General features: G+C 62.3%; 23 protein-coding genes and 1 pseudogene. 16 read left to right on the forward strand and 8 right to left on the reverse strand.

The genetic code is table 11. The annotated features are described in order from the left end of the window. Positions 1-156: 156 nt before the first annotated feature. The 10 genes and pseudogenes from FHU29_RS04570 to tenA all read left to right on the forward strand — a co-directional run bounded on the left by FHU29_RS04570 (position 157) and on the right by tenA (position 10,163). Positions 157-1,716 (forward strand): alpha/beta hydrolase, encoded by a 1,560-nt coding sequence (locus FHU29_RS04570; protein WP_064441599.1) that lies wholly within the window; start codon positions 157-159, stop codon positions 1,714-1,716. A 75-nt stretch (positions 1,717-1,791) separates the two neighbouring features. Next, a complete protein-coding gene (locus FHU29_RS04575; RefSeq protein ID WP_064441600.1) occupies positions 1,792-2,274 on the forward strand; it encodes a DedA family protein in 483 nt (160 codons plus the stop codon). A 21-nt stretch (positions 2,275-2,295) separates the two neighbouring features. Then, a pseudogene (locus tag FHU29_RS04580) lies at positions 2,296-2,571 on the forward strand (DUF952 domain-containing protein); the annotation flags it as partial. A 72-nt stretch (positions 2,572-2,643) separates the two neighbouring features. Continuing rightward, positions 2,644-3,351 (forward strand): alpha/beta fold hydrolase, encoded by a 708-nt coding sequence (locus tag FHU29_RS04585; RefSeq protein ID WP_064441782.1) that lies wholly within the window; start codon positions 2,644-2,646, stop codon positions 3,349-3,351. 167 nt (positions 3,352-3,518) lie between these two features. Further along, positions 3,519-4,862, forward strand: coding sequence for an MFS transporter (locus FHU29_RS04590; RefSeq protein WP_064441601.1), 1,344 nt, complete (start codon positions 3,519-3,521; stop codon positions 4,860-4,862). A gap of 34 nt (positions 4,863-4,896) precedes the next feature. Beyond that, positions 4,897-5,994: a methyltransferase gene (locus tag FHU29_RS04595; protein WP_064441602.1), complete on the forward strand. Its 1,098-nt coding sequence runs from the start codon at positions 4,897-4,899 to the stop codon at positions 5,992-5,994. A gap of 140 nt (positions 5,995-6,134) precedes the next feature. Continuing rightward, entirely contained in the window at positions 6,135-7,226 is a 1,092-nt protein-coding gene (locus FHU29_RS04600; protein WP_064441603.1) for a Glu/Leu/Phe/Val family dehydrogenase, read from the forward strand. Between the two features lie 19 nt (positions 7,227-7,245). Then, on the forward strand, positions 7,246-7,992 hold the full coding sequence (locus tag FHU29_RS04605; protein WP_064441604.1) for a uracil-DNA glycosylase: 747 nt from the start codon (positions 7,246-7,248) through the stop codon (positions 7,990-7,992). Positions 7,993-8,079: 87 nt separating this feature from the next. Further along, positions 8,080-9,483: an NAD-dependent malic enzyme gene (locus tag FHU29_RS04610; RefSeq protein WP_064441605.1), complete on the forward strand. Its 1,404-nt coding sequence runs from the start codon at positions 8,080-8,082 to the stop codon at positions 9,481-9,483. An 8-nt stretch (positions 9,484-9,491) separates the two neighbouring features. After that, positions 9,492-10,163 (forward strand): thiaminase II, encoded by a 672-nt coding sequence (tenA, locus tag FHU29_RS04615; protein ID WP_064441606.1) that lies wholly within the window; start codon positions 9,492-9,494, stop codon positions 10,161-10,163. 13 nt (positions 10,164-10,176) lie between these two features. Here the strand turns inward: tenA and FHU29_RS04620 are convergent, their stop codons facing one another. Both FHU29_RS04620 and FHU29_RS04625 read right to left on the reverse strand, forming a co-directional pair. Continuing rightward, positions 10,177-11,151, reverse strand: a complete 975-nt coding sequence (locus FHU29_RS04620) for a S1C family serine protease (RefSeq protein WP_232323038.1) — start codon at positions 11,149-11,151, stop codon at positions 10,177-10,179. Between the two features lie 102 nt (positions 11,152-11,253). After that, positions 11,254-11,520: an antitoxin gene (locus FHU29_RS04625; RefSeq protein ID WP_064441607.1), complete on the reverse strand. Its 267-nt coding sequence runs from the start codon at positions 11,518-11,520 to the stop codon at positions 11,254-11,256. A gap of 286 nt (positions 11,521-11,806) precedes the next feature. Here FHU29_RS04625 and FHU29_RS04630 point away from each other — a divergent pair, with 286 nt between their 5' ends. Then, positions 11,807-13,267 (forward strand): cytochrome P450, encoded by a 1,461-nt coding sequence (locus FHU29_RS04630; protein WP_064441608.1) that lies wholly within the window; start codon positions 11,807-11,809, stop codon positions 13,265-13,267. Between the two features lie 9 nt (positions 13,268-13,276). Here FHU29_RS04630 and FHU29_RS04635 read toward each other — a convergent pair whose 3' ends face one another. The 3 genes from FHU29_RS04635 to FHU29_RS04645 form a co-directional block, all read right to left on the reverse strand. Continuing rightward, on the reverse strand, positions 13,277-13,912 hold the full coding sequence (locus tag FHU29_RS04635) for a DUF305 domain-containing protein (protein WP_183377471.1): 636 nt from the start codon (positions 13,910-13,912) through the stop codon (positions 13,277-13,279). A gap of 23 nt (positions 13,913-13,935) precedes the next feature. Further along, complete coding sequence (locus FHU29_RS04640) at positions 13,936-15,474, reverse strand: LVIVD repeat-containing protein (protein ID WP_064441610.1); 1,539 nt, start codon at positions 15,472-15,474, stop codon at positions 13,936-13,938. A gap of 158 nt (positions 15,475-15,632) precedes the next feature. Beyond that, entirely contained in the window at positions 15,633-15,902 is a 270-nt protein-coding gene (locus FHU29_RS04645) for an antitoxin (RefSeq protein ID WP_064441611.1), read from the reverse strand. Positions 15,903-16,006: 104 nt separating this feature from the next. Here FHU29_RS04645 and FHU29_RS04650 point away from each other — a divergent pair, with 104 nt between their 5' ends. The 4 genes from FHU29_RS04650 (at position 16,007) to FHU29_RS04665 (ending at position 19,323) form a co-directional block, all read left to right on the forward strand. Then, positions 16,007-16,477, forward strand: coding sequence for a GatB/YqeY domain-containing protein (locus FHU29_RS04650; RefSeq protein WP_064441612.1), 471 nt, complete (start codon positions 16,007-16,009; stop codon positions 16,475-16,477). A gap of 36 nt (positions 16,478-16,513) precedes the next feature. After that, positions 16,514-17,584, forward strand: a complete 1,071-nt coding sequence (locus FHU29_RS04655) for an ATP-dependent DNA ligase (protein WP_198156543.1) — start codon at positions 16,514-16,516, stop codon at positions 17,582-17,584. After that, entirely contained in the window at positions 17,581-18,579 is a 999-nt protein-coding gene (gene ligD / locus FHU29_RS04660; protein WP_064441614.1) for a non-homologous end-joining DNA ligase, read from the forward strand. The genes FHU29_RS04655 and ligD overlap by 4 nt, the downstream gene beginning before the upstream one ends. Positions 18,580-18,777: 198 nt before the next feature. Further along, on the forward strand, positions 18,778-19,323 hold the full coding sequence (locus tag FHU29_RS04665; protein WP_064441615.1) for a hypothetical protein: 546 nt from the start codon (positions 18,778-18,780) through the stop codon (positions 19,321-19,323). A gap of 38 nt (positions 19,324-19,361) precedes the next feature. Here the strand turns inward: FHU29_RS04665 and FHU29_RS04670 are convergent, their stop codons facing one another. Beyond that, positions 19,362-19,934: a helix-turn-helix domain-containing protein gene (locus tag FHU29_RS04670; protein WP_064441616.1), complete on the reverse strand. Its 573-nt coding sequence runs from the start codon at positions 19,932-19,934 to the stop codon at positions 19,362-19,364. A 90-nt stretch (positions 19,935-20,024) separates the two neighbouring features. Between FHU29_RS04670 and FHU29_RS04675 the strand changes: the two genes are divergently transcribed. Then, positions 20,025-20,978, forward strand: coding sequence for an NAD(P)/FAD-dependent oxidoreductase (locus FHU29_RS04675; protein WP_064441617.1), 954 nt, complete (start codon positions 20,025-20,027; stop codon positions 20,976-20,978). On the opposite strand, the gene FHU29_RS04680 is transcribed toward FHU29_RS04675, so the two are convergent. Together FHU29_RS04680 and FHU29_RS04685 are read right to left on the reverse strand one after the other, a co-directional pair. After that, the gene (locus FHU29_RS04680) at positions 20,975-22,648 is read right to left on the reverse strand and encodes a phospholipase D-like domain-containing protein (protein WP_064441618.1); all 1,674 of its coding nucleotides are present in this window, start codon (positions 22,646-22,648) and stop codon (positions 20,975-20,977) included. The genes FHU29_RS04675 and FHU29_RS04680 overlap by 4 nt on opposite strands. 27 nt (positions 22,649-22,675) lie before the next feature. Continuing rightward, entirely contained in the window at positions 22,676-23,194 is a 519-nt protein-coding gene (locus FHU29_RS04685) for a PH domain-containing protein (protein WP_064441619.1), read from the reverse strand. Between the last annotated feature and the right edge of the window lie 84 nt (positions 23,195-23,278).

Consider the following 23,278-nt stretch of genomic DNA (forward strand, 5'->3'; position numbering starts at 1 on the left):
TCCACCAATAAATGACGCCGTCCCGGACCAATCGGTTCCAGTGAAATCAGGTCTTTTCGGATCTATTGCGCAGTAAGGACTTCCGAGCGTGCGGATCGCCTGCGCACCCGATAAGGTCCCCATAGCAACGACGAGTAATTAAATGGGGGTTGGATCGTGGGTGCGGTGCGGGCTGGAACTACGGCGGTTGCTACTGCGAGTCTGCTAGCGGGTACGGCGCTGTTGCTTCCCGGCCACGCGGTCGCGGAACCAGCCGACTTGGACTGGGGTCCGTGCCCCGAAGGAAGCTACGTCGAGACCGCGCAATGCGCAGAAGTCGAAGTGCCGCGCGACTACGCGAACCCAGACGGGCCGACGATTGAACTGACAGTGAGCAAGCTTCCCGCGCAGGGCCCGAAACGAGGCGTCCTGTTCGGCAACCCCGGCGGACCCGGTGGCAGTGCGCTTCCGATGTTCGAAGACAACCAACTGTTCAGCTGGCCGCAAGAACTGCGCAATGAATGGGACCTCATAGGGGTGCAGCCTCGCGGGCTTCCTTTCGCCACCGCCCTTGAATGCACCCCACCGCTCGACATTACGACGGCCACAATCAACTATGGCGGTGCCACACGCGCGATGTGCGACGCGCAAGACCCCGGATACACAGCCACCATCACCACCGAAACAACCGCGCGTGACTGGGAAGAAGTGCGCCGCAAACTCGGTGACGAGCGGATCAGCATTTTCGGACTGTCGTACGGCACGTTCCTGGGTTCGACGTACGCCACGCTATTCCCGCAGCATGTCGACCGTCTGGTCCTAGATTCCGCGATGGACCCGGACTGGGCGTGGAACGAAGTTCTCTGGCAGCAGAACGACGGTTACAAGCAGCGCGTGTACGCGATGATGCAGTGGATCGCCGACAATGACGAGACTTACGGTCTGGGGGATACCCCGCTGAAGGTGTACCAGCGCTGGTCAGAAGTTGTCGCCACGGAAGCAGGTGCGTCACCCACACTGGTACCGCCCGCCGCGCAGATCGGGGATGTACCGCCAGCGCTCACCGACTTCGCTGAGCAGTACATCGCGGGCATCAACCTCACCGAAGGTGCGCGAACCCAGTTCGAAGGCTGGCTGTCGAACATCATCACGCCGTCGCAGATGATGTCGACGGTTTACGGGCTGACTCGTGAGGCTGCACCCCAGCGCGACATGTGGCCACTCGTTGCCCAGTCGATCCGGAACGGGGGCACGGATCCCGCGGCGTTCGAGATGGACGACGTCATCATCAATGAGCTGCTCCAGTTCCAGGCGATGCAGAACGTCATCATGTGCAACGAGAACCAGGTCGCCGCACGCCCATGGGACTACCCGGCATTCCTCGCGCACAGCTTCCTCAGCGGTGACATGTTCGAGCTCATCGGATACACGTTCAGCTCCGGGGCGGCGTGCGCTGGCGCGCCTCCCGTCACCGTCCCGGTCGACGTCACCAATAAGGGTTTGGCCGTTCAGCCGCTGCAGCTGCAGTCGCGGCAGGATCCGCAAACTCCCTACACCGGCGGCCTGAGCATGTCGGAGCGGATGGGATCACACTTGATCAGTGTCGATGGCGGTGATCATGGCGCGTTCGCCAAAGGCAATGGGGTCGTCGACGCGGCTGTCGTCGAATACCTTCGCACCGGCGCCACCGATGTCGTCACCGCGCCTGAAGCCCCGATCCGTGCACCGTTGCTGTAAGGGGACCCTGCAGGGACGATCCGATATTGAGTAATCTCGTCCGATGACAGGTGTTCACCGGCGGAGGGACGCGGTATGGAGTACACGTTCCTTGAAGGACGGTCGGTGGTCGTTGTTTATCTCGCGCTGCTCGGCATCGTTTTTCTGCGCGCCCAGGCCACCTACTGGATAGGCCGGGGACTCGGTGCGGGTGTTCACCGGTCCAGGCTGGGTGATCGGCTCGGCGACAAACTGGAGCGGGCTGAAGGGGCGATCAACCGGTACGGTCCGCCCGCGGTGACGGTTTCGTTCCTCACGATCGGCGTGCAGACGGCGATCAACCTGACCGCCGGGGCGATGCGCATGCGCTTTGTCCGCTACTTGATCGCAATGTTCGCGGGCTGCCTGATGTGGGCGGCGATCTACACCTTCGGCGGTCTCGCCGTGATGACGGCCTGGGTGTCGATGTTTACGCAGTCACCACTGCTTGCCGTCGGCGCTCTCGCCGCCATCGCGGGACTGATCGGGATTATCGTCTGGCGCCGCAAGCAGCGCGCCGTAGCGGCTCACGAGGTGTAGGAGGAGCAAGTGCTGCACTTGATGCCGCTGTCAGCGTGGCGTGCCCAGTCCGGCGCCTGGATCCGCCCCGCCTCCCTAGCAAGCGAGGGCTTCATTCACTGCACCAGCGACGAAGCGACGCTCACTGCGGTAGCGAATCGTTTCTATCGCGATCAGCCGGGTGACTTTGTGGTGCTTGTCATCGATCCGGAAGCGGTGTCCGCAGAGATCCGGCATGAAGCTGCCCAGCCCGCCCCGCCGCCAGGAGTTGCAAGCGACGTGTTGTTCCCGCACGTGTATGGCCCGATTGAAATCAGCGCGGTCGTCTCGACGATGTATGCGCGCCGGAATCCGGATGGCGAGTTTGTGGGATTCGACGCCCGGCCGCGGCTGAATACCTTTTTGCTACTTCCCGGAGCGGGTTCGGATTCGTGGTACTGGCACCGGGTTGCGCCCCTCCTGGAGGCGGCCGGCAATAGCGTCGTAGCTCCTGACCTGCCCGTGGACGATGATTCCGCCGGGTTTCCGGAGTACACCGATGTTGCGGCACGTGCCGTTGCTGACGTATCGGGACGGCCGCTCATCATTGTCGGGCAATCGATGGGTGCGTTCACCGCTGTCATGACCGCGGAACGCGTACCTACTTCGATGCTGGTTCTTGTTGGTGCCATGATCCCGGCGCCCGGTGAAACTGGTGGCGCGTGGTGGGGTAACACGGGGCAAGAAGCGGCACAGAAGGCCTACGCAGTCGAGGAAGGCCGCAATCCCGAAGCTGCCTTCGATCCGTTCGAACTGTTCCTCCATGACGTGCCGCCCGACGTTGTCGAAGCGAGTGCCGAGCACGTACGGAACCAGTCCGAAACGCCGTTCACGACAGCCTGGATGGGGCCGGAGTGGCCGAGCATTCCCACCAAAGTCATTGCGGCGCGCTATGACCGGTTGTTCCCGCTGCCGTTCATGCAGAAGATCAGCCGGGACAGGCTGGGAATCGAGCCGGAGATAATTGATTCAGGCCACCTGTCAGCGCTGGCCAAGCCACACGATCTGGCTGCGAGGCTGCTGAGCTACGCGAGTGAACTCGACAGTCCGCCCCGCTGAATTCATCTGCTGCGTCACACACGTAACTCTGGAAACGTCAGCTAGGGGAGGGCGCTGCCTGACCCCTGTACCAAACGTGCAATTCCCATCCCGTTTTGTACGTTCGGTACATGGTGGAAAAACGCAATACTGTCCGGCGAGTGTCATCATGGGAGTAGCGTTATCGCATGGCAGCCCCTGGGCGGGAGGATGCGCTGATCGCGCGGCTCGACCGCATTCCTGTCTGGCCTTATGGCAACCGGCTACTGATCGTGATCGGTGCTGGATACTTCTTCGCCTACTTTGACGTCGTAACAATCGGGCTCGCTCTGCCTGTCATCAGTGAGCAGTTCGGCGTCTCCAGTAGAGTCGCTGCCCTCGCAGTCACCAGCAGTCTCATCGGGTACATCCTCGGCGCGTTCATCGACAGCCGCATAGCGGACACCCGCGGTCGGCGCGCGAGCATGATGATCTCCGTGTGCCTGTTTACCTTCGGCACACTCGCTGCTGCCGCGAGTCCCGGAATCGCATGGCTGATCGCTTTCCGATTCATCGCCGGTATGGGTATTGGGGCGGAGATCGCGGCCGTCACCACCTACGTGGGTGAACTGGCTCCCGAGAAGCTGCGCGGACGCGTGACGTGCATCGTTGGCGTGATGGCGTTCGCGGGCTTCGCCCTGGTCCCAGTGATCGGACGATTCCTGATCCCCGCGTTCGACGCAGGCTGGCGGGTGCTTTTCGTCATCGGCGCGGCAGGCGGCCTGACGATCGCGGTGCTGCGCCGGGAGATGCCGGCGTCCGCGCGCTGGCTGCTGGTGCGCGGCCGCGTCGATGAAGCTGAGCACGCGATCGCGCGGGCCGAAGAACGGGCCCGCGCTGTTACGGGCCGGGACCTGCCGGAACCGCTCCCGGCCCCCGTAGTGCAAAAAGAGCGAGCAGGGTTGCTGCGCCCGCCCTACGTGTGGCTTATGGTTCTGTTCACGGTGATCTGGACGGTGTACTACATCGGCAATTATGGATGGCTTACCCTCGCGCCCACACTGCTGACTAACCACGGTTTCAGCCTGACGTCGAGTCTCACCTTCCTGATCGTCACCGGAACCGGTTTCGTGGCGGGGGCGTTGTTAGCGACTGGCCTCGCGGACCGGTTCGATCGGCGTATGACAACCGCTGTGGGTGCGGCGGCGTGGGCAGCGGCGCTGCTTGCTATCGGCCTCATCCACGGTGCTGCGTCGGTGATGTTCTTCGGGTTCGTCGCCTCTGCAACTATCGGCTTCCTGATTCCACTCCTCTACACGTACACGGCCGAACAGTTCCCGCCTCAGTTCCGCGCTACCGGGGTGGCGGTGACTGATGGAGTGGGGCACCTGGGTGGCGCGGCGGCGCCATTGGTGGTGCTGACTGCCTCTGAACTATGGGGCTTCACGGGGGCTTTCATCGTCATGGCGGCCACGGGGGTTGTCACTGCGGTTCTGCTTCTCGTGGTCTCGAGTTGGCGCCGGGAGCGGCAGATGGCAGTTCGCCCCACATAATGGAGGTGATGCCCGCGCCGACAGGGAGGTATTTGTGGACCTAGCTGGACTGCCATGGTTCCCACCTGTTCGTGTTGTGCGGGCTGTCGAGACCGTCCGGAGCGGGCTGATAAAGCTCACCCAGCTGATCGCACCTTCGCCGGTAAACGTCCTCGAACTGGCGACCGGAAGTTGGGTCACGCAGGCGGTTTACACCGCTACCAAACTCGGTATTCCGGACGCTCTCGCGGGCGGGCCGCTCACTGCTGAAGAGGTTGCGGAGAAGGTCGGCGCGAACTCCGATGGAACGCAGCGACTGCTGCGCGCGCTCGCCGCGAAGTCGGTCTTCCGCGAAGGCAGCGATGGTCGTTTCGAACTGACGGCGATGGGACAGTCGCTGCGCTCCGATGCAGCGGATTCGGTTCGTCCGCTTGTACTCATGATCGGGCATCCTGCGCACTGGGAACACTGGGGCGGCCTCTTGTATTCGGTGCAGACGGGAAAGTCGAGTCTTGAGCAGATCAGAGGGTTGAGTGCATTCGACTACTTCGAGGAGGATGAGGAAGTCGCGCAGGTCTTCAACGACGCGATGACGGTCACGTCCGAGATGGTCATCGGACCCGTCCTCGCTGCCTACGACTTCAAGAAATATCGCACGGTCGTCGATGTGGGGGGAGGCCATGGACGGCTCCTCGCCGCGATCTTGCAACAGTCGCCACGCTCGCGCGGGGTTCTATTCGAACTGCCGACAGTGCTGCCAGGCGCATGGGACTTGTTCGTCGACGCAGGTGTCGCCGACCGCGCGGAGGCTGTCGGAGGCTCGTTCTTCGAGTCAGTTCCTGCTGACGGTGATGCGTACGTTCTGAAGAACATCGTGCACGACTGGCCAGAAGAACAGGCCATCGAAATCCTTCGCAATGTGCGCGCCGCGATGCGCGACGATGGGCGGGTTCTGCTGATCGAAGCTGTCATTCCAGAGGGAAACGGTGAGCACGTCAGCAAGTGGCTGAACCTCGAAATGCTCATCCAGACAGGCGGACGAGAACGAACCGTCGGCCAATATTCCGAACTGCTTGAACACGCCGGGCTCAGACTGAACCGGGTAGTTCCCACGATCGGACCAGCATCACTGATCGAAGCGATTGCGCGATGAGCTGAAAGTCAAGTAGAGACTTCTGCCGTGATAGCTGTCACACTGCAAAAGGCGGATCATAGACAGTGTGAGCCGTTATACAAATATGCGCGATCGCAGCCACAAGCACGCGATCGTCCAGACAAAATGGAGGCACTACAGTGACTCGAGGTGTGTTCGAACGCCAGACCGGTCATGAGCAGGTCATTTTCTGTAATGACGCGGAATCCGGTTTGAAGGCGATTATCGGGATTTACTCCACGGCGCTTGGTCCCGCGCTCGGCGGTACGCGGTTCTACCCGTACTCGTCTGAAGAAGATGCGCTGACCGACGTGCTGAATCTGTCGAAGGGCATGGCCTACAAGAATGCGCTCGCTGGGCTTCCGCTCGGCGGCGGCAAGGCTGTGATCATCGGTGACCCGCAGCTGCACAAAACTGAGACGTTGCTCCGTGCGTACGGGCGGTTCGTCGAATCTCTGGGGGGACGCTACATCACCGCGTGTGATGTGGGCACCTACGTGACGGACATGGACACCATCGGTGAGCAAACCCAGTTTGTGACGGGCCGCTCGCCTCAGCACGGTGGCTCCGGGGATTCGTCCGTCATGACATCGTATGGCGTCTACCAGGGTATGCGCGCGAGCGCAGAATACCTGTGGGGCAACGCTTCGCTTGCGGGGCGCCGCGTCGGAGTGGCGGGCGTGGGGAAGGTCGGGCGCCTGCTCGTCGACTACCTCCTGCATGAGAAAGCGACTGTCACCATCACCGACGTCAGTCCCGTGGCTGTCGACCGCGTCAAGCAGGCGCACCCTGAGGTGTCGGTCGTCGACGACACCGAAGCCCTCATCACGTCCGGCCTGGATATTTACGCGCCGTGCGCGCTGGGTGGTGCGCTCAACGACGACACTGTGGCCGTCTTGACCGCGAAGATCGTGTGTGGGGCCGCGAACAATCAGCTCGCGCATGCGGGGATTGAAGACGTTCTCGCGGCACGGGGCATCCTCTATGCACCTGACTACCTCGTGAACGCGGGCGGTGTCGTGATGGTGGAAGATGAGCTGCACGGATTCGATTTCGACCGGGCGAAGCGCAAGGTGGGCACAATCTTCCACACCACGAAGGAAGTATTCACCTTGGCCGCCGCAGAGGGTGTTCCGGCAGCGATTGCCGCAGACCAGATCGCCGAGCGACGGATGATGCACGCGGCAGGCGCTGGTTACTGGCCCCGGGCAGCGGAACTCGCCGCTCACTAGGCGACCGTACGATCGAGGCATGGCTGCCTCCGACGAACCGGACTGGCCGCGCCGTGCGGAAAGCGCGGGCACACTGCGCGCCGTCGACGACCTGGTCGTGCGATGTCGCGCGTGCCCGCGGCTGGTCGAATGGCGCGAGAAGGTGGGACGCGAAAAGCGTAAGAGTTTCGCGCACTGGACGTATTGGTCGCGTGCGGTCCCCAGCTTCGGTGACTCGGAGGCCGCTGTGATCGTTGTCGGGCTCGCCCCGGCGGCGCACGGCGGCAACCGGACCGGGCGGATGTTCACCGGCGATCAGAGCGGCGATGTGCTTTACGCTGCTCTGCACCGGACCGGGTTCGCCAATCAGCCCACTTCAACACACTCGGGTGATGGGATGGTGCTGACAGGAGTGCGTCTCGTCGCGCCAGTCCACTGTGCGCCGCCGGAGAACAAACCCACCCCTGAGGAGCGGAATCGCTGCGCTCCGTTTCTCGCGCGCGAACTGGACCTCCTCGCACCAACTCTGCGGGTGGCGGTAGTGCTGGGTGGTTTCGGCTGGCAGGCGCTGCTAACGAATCTGGCGGGGACAGGCTGGCAGATTCCCCGCCCCCGGCCCAAGTTCGGTCATGGCGCTGACGCGCGAGTCACCCACCCAGATGGACGCCGGCTCACTCTTGTTGGCTGCTACCACCCCAGCCAGCACAACACTTTCACTGGGCGTCTGACGCCGGACATGATCGACACCGTCCTGCGGCGAGCTAGGAGTTTGGCTGAAATCGATTAGCGCTGCCCGCAAGCTCCAGACAGGGGAGTAATCCCACGCTATCGTGGTTGTGAGCTAGATCACACACTTTCGATGTGGGGGTGCCCGATGCCGGTTCCTGGTCCCGGTTATTCGATAACTGTCCGGCTTGAATCACCCCCATCAGTCAGTGCCGCAGGTGATCTCACCACAGTGGTTGGCGGAGCCGGCGGGGTGCTCACCGCGTTCGACATCGTCGATTCGACCGCTGACGCGATCCTCGTCGATATCACTGTGAACGTGTTGTCCTCAGACCATGCTGAAGATGTCACCGCGGCGCTTGATTCGCTGCCCGATGTCCACGTGCGGAAAGTCTCCGACCGAACCTTCCTCGTGCATCTAGGCGGCAAGCTCGAAGTTACTCCGAAGGTCAGTCTGCGTAACCGTGACGATCTGTCCCGCGCGTACACGCCAGGTGTGGCGCGTGTCTGCCAGGCGATCGCGAAGAATCCCGAGGATGCACGGCGGCTCACCATCAAACGCAACACGGTCGCTGTCGTGACGGACGGTTCAGCGGTGCTCGGGCTAGGCAACATCGGTCCGGCCGCGGCGCTTCCCGTGATGGAAGGCAAAGCCGCGCTCTTCAAGAAGTTCGCGGGTGTGGATGCATGGCCAGTGTGCCTCGACACCCAAGACACGGAAGAGATCATCCGCGTTGTCCAGGTGCTGGCGCCCGTCTACGCGGGAATCAACCTCGAAGACATCGCCGCTCCGCGCTGCTTCGAGATCGAATCGCGGCTGCGCGAGATGCTCGACATCCCGGTGTTCCACGACGACCAGCACGGCACCGCGATCTGTGTCACGGCGGCGCTCCGCAACGCCCTGCGGGTGGTCGACAAGAAGATGACGGACTGCAGGATTGTCGTCAGTGGTGCGGGCGCTGCAGGGTCGGCCATCATGCGGTTGCTTCTGCGGCAAGACCCTGCCGACATCGTCGCGGTGGACATCGACGGCATCGTTCACCCCGCCCGCGAGAACAAGGACGACAATCTGCGCTGGCTCGCTGACAACACCAACAAACACCGCATGGCGGGAACCTTGCATGATGCGCTGGTCGGCGCGGACGTCTTCATCGGCGTCTCTGCACCGAATCTCTTTGGTGCAGAACAAGTCGCGACCATGGCAGACAATGCAATCGTGTTCGCCCTCGCGAACCCCGACCCTGAAATCGATCCGGTAGATGCGCACCAGCACGCCGCTGTCGTCGCGACCGGGCGCAGCGATTACCCAAACCAGATCAACAACGTTCTCGCCTTCCCGGGCGTTTTTCGTGGCCTCTTAGACGCGCACGCCAAGGACATCGACGAACCCATGATGCTGGCCGCCGCCGAGGCCATCGCCGACGTCGTAGGCGACCGCCTTAACCCGTCCTACATCGTCCCCAGCGTTTTCGATACCGCAGTGGCACCGGCTGTGGCCGACGCGGTGAAAGCAGCGGCGCAAAAGCAGGCGGCCCAAAAAAGGGGGGATTGAGTGGCCTTATGCTTCCTCTCAGCGACTCACTGCGCTCAGCAGCGGACGGAATTTGGCAGGCCCAGCACAATCACCCCTTTGTTCGAGGTCTCGGCGACGGATCTTTGGACCCTGCTGCCTTTCGCCTCTGGATCCGTCAGGACTACCTGTTCCTCATCGAATATTCCCGTTTGTGCGCACTCGCAGCTGCGCGGGCACCTGATCTCGAGACGATGAGACGCTTCGCCGAATTGCTTCACGAGACCTTGCACGTCGAAATGGGTTTGCACCGCTCCTACTGCACGGAACTCGGTATCACCGAGGCAGACCTGGAACGTGAAGAAATGGCTCCCACTACACAGGGTTACACGGATTTTCTGCTTCGCAGCGCGGCGGTGGGTGATTTTGCTGAGCTTCTCGCTGCTCTGCTGCCGTGCATGTGGGGGTTCAGCGAAATCGGGACTCGGCTGGCGGAGGCCGGTTTGCCGCAGAACGAAGGGTATGCGAAATGGATAAGCATGTATTCGTCCCGCGAGTTCACCGACCTTGTGGTGTGGCTTCGTGAGTTGACCAACGAGATCGGTGCGGAGCTTTCGGGCGCGGCGATGGAGCGGGTCAGAGATGCCTTCATGATCAGCAGTCGTTACGAACTGGCGTTCTGGGAAATGGCGTGGACCCACCAGGAGTGGCCCGCCCAATAGGGGAGACGAAGTTTCAGGTGGTGAGCTCCGTTGGGACGGCAATCACGTCCACCATCGCGTCGCCACGCAGGACGGTGACGGGCAGCGCGAGGCCAATTGCCTCACCGAACAACTGCCGCTGAATGTCCTGCGCGCTGCTGACGGGCTCACGGGCCACGGTGAGCAGCAGGTCACCACGTTTCAGTCCGGCAGCGTCCGCGGGGCCGCCTGACAGTACTTCGACGAGCCGGAGTGCTTCACTGCGGCCAATACGTTCCGCGAGTGGCGCTGGGACGGGCGTCGGGGAGCCAATGATCCCGAGGTAGGCGCGACGCACCCTGCCCTCACCAAGAAGGGTGCTGATGATGCGCTGTGTCGTTGAATTGATCGGCACAGCCATACCAAGGCCGATGCCCGCGACAGCGGTATTTATGCCGACCACCTCGCCTGCCGCGTTCGCTAGTGCACCACCGGAGTTGCCAGGGTTGAGCGCGGCATCGGTCTGGATCACATCTTCGATGACGCGCGTAGCGCGCCCATCGCGAGCGGGGAGGGACCGGCCGAGCGCGCTGACCACACCAGCCGTGACGGAACCGGACAGGCCGAGCGGACTGCCCACAGCGACGACGAGTTCACCGACAACCAGCGCGTCGGCATCTCCCAGCATCGCCGCGGGCGGGCCAGCGCCACGCGTCCGGATGACGGCCAGGTCGGAAAGTCTGTCTGCGCCGACGACCTCGAACTGCTGCTCGGTGCCATCCGCGGAGACTGCTTTGCCACCCGACTCCCGTCCGATGACGTGCGCATTGGTGAGCAGGAAACCGTCATCAGTGAACGCGACCGCGGATCCGCCGCCGTGACGGAGGCTAATGCTTGCGACATGTGGCGTGAGCGTGCGCGCGACGGCTACGACGATCTGGGAATACGCGTCCAGTGGGCGCTGGCTGGGCCCTTGGGGCTCCATAAAAGGATCGAGTGGCATGACGACCTCGCGCGCTGCTGAATTCACACCTGATACCCAACAGTGCGCCCGGTCCGGCGATTTCGCCACAATAATCGCCATCGGCGAAACCTGTGAGCCAAGCTGAGCGCGCGGGTCGCATACTCTCCGCTACGTGACTTCTGATTCTGCGCTGGCGTGCTCGTCGCTGACTGCTTGTGGCGCTTCTGTGGGCGCGTCTGCGGGGGCCTCTTCTGGGACGACAGCGACCCCTAGTTGCTCCTCGACGGTGTCCGCGGCTTGGTGGATTTTGTCGCTGTACTTGCCGCCAGTGGTCTTGTCGATGGTTTCCTCGACACGATCGATTACTGCCCGGACCTTCTCGGGATTCTTCTGAACGAGTCCCTTGGCCTTGTTGATCAAGTTCGTCAGTACCATTGCTACCTCCTCAAGGGGTGCGGTGCGCGCCGGAAATAGCTTCCGGACTGGCCCGATCCCACGGTACTGACGGATTGTTGCTCGGGCTGAGCCCGGCCGTTACGGCAGAATTAGCAGTTGATGAAGTGGTTACGCTCACTTGGCGAAAGCGCGTATTTCGCCGTTAACCGAACGAATCCGCGAAAATTGATAACAACATCTCGCATTTACATGACTTTCGATTTTGTCAAGCGTAGATTGGTGTCAGCGTTATACAAGCGTCTAAGTCTCAACGGGGAGGCCAGCGATGAGTACGCTCATGAATCCGAAGAACATCAAACATGCGGTTGCCCGCCACAAGCCCACGATCGCGACGCTGCCAGGCACCCGCCTGCTTGCGGACACACTGGAACATCATCATCGGCGCGCAGAGCCATTCGCGACGCCACCCGCAGACAGCGGACTGAAACCCGTTCTCGGCGATGCGGGGCTGCCGGTACTAGGGCACACGTTTGAACTCATGCGCCTCGGCCCCGAGTACCAATTGCGCCGATATAACGAGCTCGGCCCCGTTTCGTGGGCGAACATCTTCGGACGGCGCGGTGTCGCCATCGCCGGACCTGAAGCGACACAAGCGGTCTTGGTGAACCGCGACAACACCTACACACAGGGCGGCTGGCGTTATCTGATCGACGCCTTCTTCCATAGAGGACTGATGCTCCTCGACGCCGACGAGCACCGATATCACCGCCGCATTATGCAGGCGGCGTTCACGAAGGAACGGCTCGAAGGCTATGTTTCCGTGGCCGACGAGGTCGTCGACGATCAGGTATGGAAGTTCACGCGCGGCGGTGATGTCGAGCTTTATCCGACGCTCAAACAGCTCACACTCGAAGTGGCGACGCGCGTCTTCATGGACGCGGGAGAAAAAAGTGACGACGTCGTCGCAAAACTGAACGATGCGTTTATCGCCTCTGTCAGAGGTGGCACCGCGATCGTGCGGTACCCCGTGCCAGGCGGACGCTGGGCGCGCGGCCTGCGCGGGCGCCGCACACTCGAAACCTACTTCCGCGAACACCTGCCCGCTAAACGGCGTGAGAATTCACGAGATTTGTTCGCGGCGCTCTGTCACGCGACGTCGGAGGACGGCGAGACGTTTAGCGACGACGACATCGTCAACCACATGATCTTTCTGATGATGGCTGCGCATGACACCGCAACCATCACCGCGACCGCGACGGCGTACCACCTCGCGAAGCACCCGGAGTGGCAAGGGAAAGTCCGTGCGGAAGTGGCCGCCCACGATGGTCCAGTATCTCCGTCCTACCTCGACGGACTGACGACTCTCGACAACGTGATCTCCGAATCACTGCGGCTCGTGGCGCCAGTGCCAGCGTTCATACGCGAAACCACGAAAGACACTGAAATACTCGGGTTCTACATTCCTAAGGGAACGTTCTTGCTCGTCGATCCGTGGGTGAATCACTTGCTGCCGGAGTACTGGACGGAGCCAACGCGCTTCGACCCCGAGCGTTTTGCCCCGCATCGTCGTGAAGACAAGCAGCATCCCTTCCTGTTCGTGCCATTCGGTGGGGGAGCGCACCGTTGCATCGGCATGAAGTTCGGAATGCTCGAAGTGAAAACGATCCTGCACTACCTGCTGCGTACGTACCGTCTCGATTTGAAGCCAGGATACGACGTTCACTGGGACACAAGCTCATTGCCATTCCCGACGGACGGACTGCCTATCACCCTAACCAGAATCTGATCGGGCTGGTCAGGGCCAGGGCAGGGGTTCGGCGCCGCGGGCACGGAGGAGGTGCTCCATGACCGCGGTTTCCTGGCTCTGTTCCTTGATCATGCTGGTGGCCAGGCGCTGAACGACCGGGACCGAAGCGTGCTGCGCCGCATACCCAGCCATGTCGATGCCGCCCTGGTGGTGGCGAATCATCAGTTGCAGGAACTGCACTTCCGCGTCCGTACCATCGGACTGCCTCAACGCATCGACTTCCTGCCAGCTCGCCATACCAGGCATGGGAGGTTCTGTCGCGTCACGGCCGCCATGGCCCGCATGCTCGTGCTTGTCGTCGTGGTCCATCCACGCCATCGGTTCGCTCGAGGCCAGTGGCTGATCGAGGAGTTCCAGCCAGCCTGTCATCATCCCGATTTCCTGTGTCTGGCTGGTCCGGATCTGTGTGCATAGTGAGACCAGCATCGGGTCGATATCGTCACCGAGTGCGTTGCACAGTTCTACCGCCTGCAGATGGTGTATTGCCATGTCCTGGGAGAACCCAACTTCGACTTGCCCGAACGCGTGCGGCACCGCGCTGTCTGCTGCGGGTTCCGCCCGTGGTTCCGTTCGGGGCCAGAAGAATCCCGCGGCAAAACCACCCGCGAGCAAGACGAGAGCCACGATGAGCACCAAAGCGCGAGACCTCATGAGATCGGATACACGCCGTTCTCGAACTGCAGCGCCATGAAGCCGTTGTCCATGCACGTCACCCACAGTTGATCCCCATGGAACGCCGGAGGTGACATGCACCAGTCCGCGGACATATCGATGCCGAGCAACCGGGCCCGTGGGCTCTCGATATCCTGCAGTTCAATGTCACCGTCAGCGATGGCGCGCGCCACGGCGATAGACCCGACGAGGGGCAGGCCGACTATCGCGCCGAGCGTCGCGTGCGTGGAGTTCACAAGCTGACCGGCTTTCCCCACCTGGGCCGGCGGGTTGAAATATGCGATCTCCTTGACGTTGTTCAAATCTCGGACGTCGAAGACACGGATACCTGATTGAACCCACCCGCATGCGAGGGCCGTCGGGTCGACCTTCCGGTCTACCGTGCAATAGTGTGCGTCGTATCCGAACGCACCGTTACCGGAATTGTCGCGCGCCCACGTCCCAAGATTCTCGGGGAGATTAACTTCCAGCTTGATGGTGTTGATCAGCTTCAGATTCTGATCATCACGCGAATCGATGATCTTCACCCCGCCCGATCCGCCTTCGTCGACAGTGAAGAGGACCGGTGCGCCGTCCACTGTGACGGGGATGGTGTGCTGGGTAAGTTGCCCATCGGACCAGAACAGGCGGCCCACGTGAGGTACGACGGGGAACGGGTCACGCCGCTGCACTGAGCTGACGTCAAGCACGGTGATACCGGCAAGCGTCGATATGTACATGCGGTTGCCGTCGGCGGTGATGCCGAAGCCGTGGTTCGAGATCCCCGTGATGCCCGTCCAGATCACCCTCGGGTTGGAGGGGTCGCTCACATCGATTGCGGACAATTGGCCACCGACAGTGCCAGCCGCCCAATAGGTTCGACCATCCGGGGAAAAAGCGCCCTCGTGAGTGGTGATCGGCAGTGGCATCGAGAGCTGGGTGCCATCGCGATGGTTGAGGAGGCGTGGGGTGGCGCAGTCCTCTGACACGTCGTAGATCGAGAAACCACCCGCGCCGACCAGAATTCCGACACCTGTGCCCGCGAGCAGGCCGCGGCCTTCGTGAACGTCGAGGGACTCCCACGTGCCCGCAAGCATGGGCGGTTCTTGCAGTGACCGCACATGCCGGGGATTGGCGGGATCAGAAGCGTCGATGACCTGCACGCCGGTACCAGGGCTGCCCACCTGTTCGGGGATGGGGATATTCGAACCCGTGTACGAGCAATGATCGTATGAGACGCTGACGATTCCCGCGCCAGGGCCCTGATGCTGGCCGACCAGGCTCAGATTGCAGTTGTAGCCTTGTGCGCTGCGGCCGCTATCGCGGTCCGGTCCGGGAACTTGGCCCTGCAAGCCGGGCTCCGGGTCTGACCCCGGCCCACAGTCCGCGCGTTCGACGGCGGTCCGGTGCACCTCGAGAAAGTCGTCAACCGGATCGGCGCTGGCCGGAGCGCCGGCGACGATCAGCGCGAGAGCGCAGGCCGAGGCTCCAGCGCGCAGGGCAGAGCGTGATTGTGACCGTGTTGGTTCCCCCATCCCCGAAAATTATCACGGGCACATAACGTTAACTGGCAATTTCCAAATATCTGTTAACTTCTATGTCGGACGCAGTGTCACAGATGGGGGAAACGCAGCAGGACGGTCTCCCCAGAAGCGTCATCGAGACCGTCGTTGTCGGTGACGACGAACAGATCCTACTTTTCTGGCTGGTCAGTCTTGTTTTCGACGCCCTGCTGCGGGGCTGTGCCGGTGCCGGGCTCGGGTGACTTCTCAGCGTCCTTGGCTGCTTCCGCGACTCCAAGGTTCTGCTCGACAGCGTCACCGCCCTTGCGGATCTGGTCCCCGTACTTCCCGCCGGTCTTGCTGTCGAGGGTGTCTTCCACACGGTCGATAGCCTCACGCGCCTTGTCTGGGCTCTTCTGCGCGAGGTTCTTCGCCTTGTTGACGATGTCGCCGAATCCCATTCAGACCTCCTGAGTTGTTGAAATACGTTCGGTCTCTGGCCACCCTACTGACAGCACGCGCCTCGCGCTCGATGCGCATGCTGGGGCGTAATGTAGGTCGCACTATGGCTGAATTGAAAGAGAAGCTGCGCGCAGATCTGACCGCGGCGATGAAGGCTAAGGATTCCGCGACAACCGCGACGCTGCGCATGCTGATTGCGGCGATCCGCACGGAAGAAGTATCGGGAACCGAGGCGAAAGAGCTCACCGACGCGGACATCATCAAAGTTCTCACGAAAGAAGCGAAAAAGCGGGCCGAGTCAGCCACCGTATTTTCAGACGCAGGCCGCGAAGAACTAGCGTCCAAGGAGCGTGCGGAAGGCGAAATCATCGCGCGGTACCTCCCCAAGCAGCTTTCTGACGAAGAACTCGATACCGTCGTGACGAATGCGCTCGCCGCAGTGGAACAGGAGACCGGGGAACGCCCGGGGATGCGACAGATGGGTCAGGTCATGAAGGTCGCTTCAGCGGAGGTGGCTGGACGGGCGGATGGCTCCCGCGTGGCCGCATTAGTGAAGCAGAAACTCGCTGAGTAAGCACCGGCCGGCAGCAGCCTGACCTACCATCGGTGTGTGCAGCTACCTGTGATGCCGCCGGTGCGGCCCATGCTGGCCAAGGCCGCGGCCGAACTGCCGCGAGCCGACGGTCTGCGCTACGAACCGAAGTGGGATGGCTTCCGGTGCATAGTCTTTCGCGACGGCGACGACATCGAACTGGGCTCGCGCAACGACCGGCCGCTCACTCGCTACTTTCCGGAACTCGTTGACGTGCTGCGGCATGCCGTGCCGGAGAGATGCGTCATCGACGGAGAGATCGTGATCGTCACAGACCGCGGACTCGATTTCGATTTGCTGCAACTCCGGCTCCACCCTGCCGCGTCTCGCGTCACCAAGCTCGCAGGGGAGACACCATCGAGCTTCGTGGCGTTCGACATGCTGGCGCTCGGCGACGATGACTTGACGACGGAGCCGTTCGATACGCGGCGCCGTCACCTCGCCGCAGCAGTCGCCACCGGACCTCACGTTCACCTGACGCCGATAACCGCTGACGTCGCAGTAGCGCAAGACTGGTTCACCCGGTTCGAAGGCGCTGGATTCGACGGGGTCATGGTGAAAAGTGCGTCGCTGCCGTATGAACAGAACAAGCGCACGATGATCAAGGTCAAGCATGAGCGTTCCGCTGACTGCGTGGTAGCAGGGTTCCGCTGGCACAAGGACGGCGAGGGAGTGGGATCGCTTCTCCTCGGACTGTTCGACGATGCTGGGACGCTGCACCATGTGGGTGTCGCCAGTAGTTTCACCGCGGCCCGGCGACGCTCGCTCGTGGACGAGTTGGCTCCGCTGCGCGAAGGTGCCCTCGAAAACCATCCGTGGCGTGAGTGGGCCGACGCGCAAGCCGCAACTACCGGTCGCATGCCAGGTGGTCAGAGCAGGTGGAGCGCTGGCAAGGATCTCTCCTGGGAGCCGTTGCGCACCGAACTCGTCGCGGAAGTGAGATACGAGCATGTACAAAGCGGTCGTTTCCGCCACGGAGGGCGTCTCGTCCGGTTCCGTTCAGACCGCACACCCGAGTCGTGCACCTACGCTCAGCTGGACGAGGTAGCGCCGGCCGAGCTCGCAGAGATTTTCGCTGTGCCGTCATGATCATCGACGCCGCCGGTGTAGAGGTCACGTTGTCGAATCCGGACAAGGTGTACTTCCCCAAGCACGGCTGGACCAAGCGGGACGTCGCGCTGTACTACGAGAGCGTCGCCGGACCGTTGCTCGTGGCACTGGGTGGACGGCCGCTGCTGATGGAGCGGTATCCGGACGGTGCCGACGGTAAGTCGTTCTTTCAGAAGCGGGTTCCGAAGAACGCTCCGAGCTGGCTAGAGACCACTGTCGTTTCGACGCCCAACGGGACGACGTCCGACGCGCTCGTTGCGAAAGACCTCGCTCATATCCTGTGGGGAGTCAACTTGGGCTGCATAGGGTTTCATGTCTGGCCATATCAAGCCGACACTCCCGAGGTGACCGACGAGTTGCGCATCGACCTCGACCCTTCGCCAGGCGTGACGTTCGCGAACGTGCGAGAGGCAGCGGTCTGTACTCGTGAACTGCTGGCAGAGCTAGAAATCCAGTCCCACATCAAGACGTCTGGATCGCGTGGGTTGCATATCTATGTGCACGTCGAACCCCGATGGGACGGCTATCAGGTGCGTGCGGCTGCGGTCGCGCTTGCGCGGGAGCTTGAGCGGCGCCACGCTGATCTCATCACCGCACAGTGGTGGAAGGAAGAACGCGGCTCACGGGTGTTCGTCGACTTCAACCAGAATGCCCCGCACAAGACTGTTTTCGGTGCGTGGTGCGTGCGCCCCAGAGTTGGGGCGCAAGTGTCAACACCGATCAGCTGGGCAGAATTGGACGCTGTCGAACCGGATGTCTTGACGTTGGCTACTGTCCCTGAACTTGTTGCAGCGCATGGTGATCCGTGGGCGGGTAAGCCGAATGGGCCGCAATCGCTTGAACCGCTGCTCGAAATGTCCGAACGGGACATGGCCGATGGTCTTATGGATGCGCCGTGGCCGCCGGTCTACCCGAAGATGCCGAACGAGCCGCCGCGAGTCGCTCCGAGCCGGGCTAAACGCGACCCCGCCTGAGCCAAATCCATCTGTGCAGGTCAACAGAATGGCGTAATTTCGGGGGTTTTAGGTGACACCCGTAGATGGATTCGGGGGCGGGGCTTGCTCTCTGGGTGGGCAGTTACCACCCCTGGGGTCTCTGTCCGCCGGGCGTCACCACGCCCACTATTAGGGGGACGAACGAGCGATCGACCACCGAAACTTCTGGAGAACCCCGTGACGTTTGCCCCCACCATCAAGCGCACCGCTACCGCTGCCACTCTCGCCGCTGCCACGAGCATCGCCATCTTCGCGGGCGGCACCGCAGCGAGCGCCGACATAATTTCTGGCAACGCCGCCGCAACGGTGGATGGCCATTACATCACCATCTACTTCAGTGACGTTGTCAGCGACTACCAATATGCAACCGAAATCACCTGCCAGGTTTTCGTCAATCCCTCGAATGGCAACCCGTTCAGCCAGCTCGTCGACATCGACATTCCAAGCAAGAGCGGCAGCACCGTCATTCAAGGCCAGCCCGGCTACACCTACTACTTCACGGCCTCGTGCACAGACACGTATGACTTCCTCGCAATCCCGGTATACCCGAATCCGGTAACCATCGCCGAGTACCACGAAGATGATTACGCCGCGGACTATGACGAATACCAGGATGAGCACGCCGAAGAGGAAAAGAAGAAGCACCACAACCGCAGGAACTGGATGAGCAACCGCGAAGGTTCCTCCTATGCTCGGAATGTTCTCGACCGTATCTTCGGCTGACCCTCCGACACCCAACCCAGCAGCGGGTGGGGGCCGATCTAGTCGGCGGAGCGAGTGCGCAAATGGGCGCGCTCGCCTTGCTTGCCGAAGAGGCTGAGGATTTCGACCGGTTCTTTTCCGGCCGCGCCGAACCAGTGCGGCACGCGCGTGTCGAACTCTGCAGCCTCACCGGGCAACATCACAACGTCATGCTCACCGAGCAGTACACGCAGCCGTCCGTTGAGCACGTACATCCACTCGTAACCCTCATGGGTTTGCATCACTGGCTCCGCGCCCTGATCTGGAGGGATGACCAGCTTGTACGCCTGAATGCCGCCCGCTCGGCGCGTCAGCGGAATCATCGTCCTGCCGTGATGGGTGATAGGGCGCATGTGAATTCGAGGGTCTCCCGTTGTGGGAGCGTCTACCAGTTCGTCCAGAGTGACGCCGTATGCCCGCGCGAGCGGTAACAGCAGTTCCAGGGTCGGCCGCCGGGTACCAGATTCGAGCCGGGACAGCGTGCTCACCGAGATTCCTGTTGTCTCCGACAGGTCGGCCAGCGTTGTCTCCCGCTGCTGTCGCAACGATCGCAAGTGCGGCCCGACACGGTCGAGTGCGCTACCAAGATCCATACCCCAGAGTTTGCCATATCAGCAAGGATCCTTGCCAATACCGGGACGGGGCCAGCACAATCTCTGCGTAACCAATTCGGGGAGGTAGTGATGGCTGATCAGTTGCTGGACCGCTACGACGCGGCAATCATCGGTGGTGGAGCCGCCGGACTCAATGGCGCACTCATGCTCGCGCGGGCACGGCGTTCTGTTGTGGTTTTCGATGCGGGGGAGCCGCGCAACGCGCCAGCTGACGGCATCCACGGGCTGCTGGGGCGCGAAGGCATGCCGCCCGCTGACTTGCTGACGCGCGGCCGCGCGGAGGTGGAGCAATACGGAGGCACCGTCGTGTCAGCGACAGTCGCGAACGTAGCGCGCGGCGAACAGGACTTCGTTGTTGAGCTATCCGACGGCAGGACCATCCAGGCCAGCCGACTGCTCGTCACAACTGGGCTCATCGATGAACTCCCAGATGTACCAGGGGTGCGGGAGCGCTGGGGCCGTGACGTCATCCACTGCCCGTACTGCCACGGCTGGGAAGTACGCGATCAGGCGATCGGCATCCTCGCAACCGGCCCGATGTCGATGCATCAGGCGCTACTCTTCCGTCAGCTCAGTGACGACGTCACGTTCTTCCTCAATGGCCTGCCGCTGCCGGATGAACAGGCGGAACAACTCGCTGCACGCGCCATCACGACTGTGCCGGAAAAGGTGGCGGGGCTGGAAATCATCGACGACACGCTGACCGGTGTCCGTCTCGACGAGGGCACAGTCATCAAGCGTCAGGTAGTCGTCGTCGCGCCCCGCATGGTGGCACGCGCCACGTTCCTCGACGCGCTCGGGCTGCAATCGCAGGCACACCCGTCCGGCATGGGTGAGTACATCCCCGTTGACGCGGCGGGACGTACCGAGGTCCCGGGCGTGTGGGCAGCGGGCAACGTCACTGACCTTTCCGCGCAGGTTGGCGCGGCGGCAGCCGCTGGAGCCGCTGCCGCGGCGCAGATCAACGCCGACCTCGTACAGGAGGAGACGCAGAAAGCTGTCGCTGAATACCGGAACCGCTAGAACCGCTTCGTCAGGCGCATCTTGAACGGCCGGCCGTCTGGATCCACCACATTGCGGTAGATCGGTGCCGCCATTACGCGCTGCCACCTGGGTGACGAGTCGACAGAGTGGGGCCGCAGCCTGCCCGGCGGGCGCGGCCCACGCTGGCCGCTTTTGTGCCAGTCCTCGAGTTTCTGGGCGCTCGCCTGGAAAGCCGCGAAAAATTCAGCGGGATCGAACAGGTCAGCGACGTCACCCTCATCCCGGTCCAAGTGTTCCCGCGCCAGCACAAGCCGCAGATCGCGGGCAAACACCCGCGCGCCATCACCAAGGCCAGCGGGATCAGCCGGCGCACGCGCGTCACACTCGGCGTCGATGATCGCCGCAGTCAGCTCCGAGTCATGCGTCCAGGAGCGGCGGTTGAAGTTGTCACTGCCGACCGTCGCCCACACGTCATCAATGACACATACCTTTGCGTGCACGTAAACCGGTACAGCGGAGCAGTTTTCGATGTTGTACACCGCAACGCGGTCGGGTCCGGCAGAGAGCAACTCCTCGAGTGCCTCGGCGTGGCCGAGCAGCGCGGACGGGATTGTGAGCACACCTTCTTCGTCGAGGTATCGCGGTACAACCACCATCATGTGCAGAGTGGGATGCTCCCGGAGCGCGTGTGCGAAAACGCGCGCAACATCGAGTGACCACAGGTACTGGTCCTCGATGTAAATCAGCGAACGCGCACGATGCAATGCCTTCGCATACGCCCGTGCGACGCTTCGCTCTCCCTGCGGCGCGAACGGATACGCGGGCTTCCGGCGCGGATAGGTGCGCAGCAGCTGAACGTCACACGTGCCGCGGCGCGGCGGGGAGTCCGGAAACGACGGGATCACGGACGGCTCACGCGGCACTCGGGGCCGGACGATGTCCGGAATCGCCTGCCATGGCAGCCGGGACAGCGCGGCGGGATCGTCCCAGCGCTCCCGGAAAATCGTCTCCACGTCGACGACCGCTGGACCGCGAAGCTCGACCTGCACGTCGTGCCACGGCGGGGTGTCGCCGTATTCGGCGGGGAACGGCCGGGAGATTGGGTCCCCGTCATGGTCAGCGTCGTCGCGGCGACTGCGGGCAAGGTCGATCCCGCCAACGAACGCGACATCATCGAGTTCGGGTGAACAGTATCTGATCACCACGAATTTCTGGTGATGACTGCCGAACGCGAGCACACGCTGATCGAGTACCACTTCACCGCCTGCGGCGTTGATCTTCTCGACAAGTTCGCGGTTCTCCGGGCCGTGGAATCCCATGCTGTCCATGTGCGAGCGCCACAAGAGGCCGCGGACGAGCGCGCCGCGATGTGCGGCGCCAACGAGCGCGTCGACGATGCTGAGGCCGTCGTCGGTGAGGAGTTGTTCGGGGTCTCCGCGCCAGTCCGTGAAAAGTACAAGATCGCCGGTGCGGACAGCGTCTAATGCGTGCGCGAGACGCTCGAAATACGTACGCCCGTGGGGCAAAGGGAGCACCGCGTTCCCGGATGTCCAGGGAGCCAGGGTGGTCGCTGGGTTGTCGCGTTCACGATCCGTCAGGAACCACGGGTGCGTGCTGTCGAATCCGCCGCGCGGCGACTCGAGGTTATCGAGTGACCGGCTCACGAGGTTGCGCACAGATTGTGCAGCAGAGCGGAGAGCGTCTAGCAACGGTCGCTTCTTTCCCGAGTTGTTCTGCTAAGCCCGGCGGTTGTCGTCGCGACGGCGCTGCTCATCGTAAACAGCCCGGTAGATGCGTGCCTTGAGCCCTTCCGGGTCCGGAACGTGCCGCAGCGTCATCTTGCCCTGTTCGGAAGCCGACTGAATGGTCAGCGTGCCGTAACGCATGATGCGCTCCCACAACGACGCTTTGAACGATACGTCGTTCACGCGAATTAACGGAATGCTGCGGCCAGATTTGGTGAGAAATCCGCTGCGCTTGTAGATGCGTTTCGTCGTCAGGATGTACATGGTGCTGCGCCACTGCAGCAGCGGAACAAGCCACCACCAGAGTGAGGCGAGTACGGCGACCCCCAGAACCACGTACACCGCTAGGGCCGACCATTCTTCGTCACCGGGGATTGCCCAGATAGCAGCAGCCGCAATGATCCAGACGATCAGCAGGACGAGGAACTCACGGACCATCTCGGTCCAATGCTGACGCGTCGTATAGAGGGGTGCCTCATCGTCCGCGAAGTAACGCTCCGCAATACCCATGACGAAAGCTTGACACAGCGGGCGCAGCGCCTCGGCGTATCAATGGCGGCAGTGTCGGATTCTCAGTACTGTGCTTCCGTCAGG

It is taken from the genome of Hoyosella altamirensis (assembly GCF_014191505.1).
GTDB lineage: Bacteria > Actinomycetota > Actinomycetes > Mycobacteriales > Mycobacteriaceae > Hoyosella > Hoyosella altamirensis.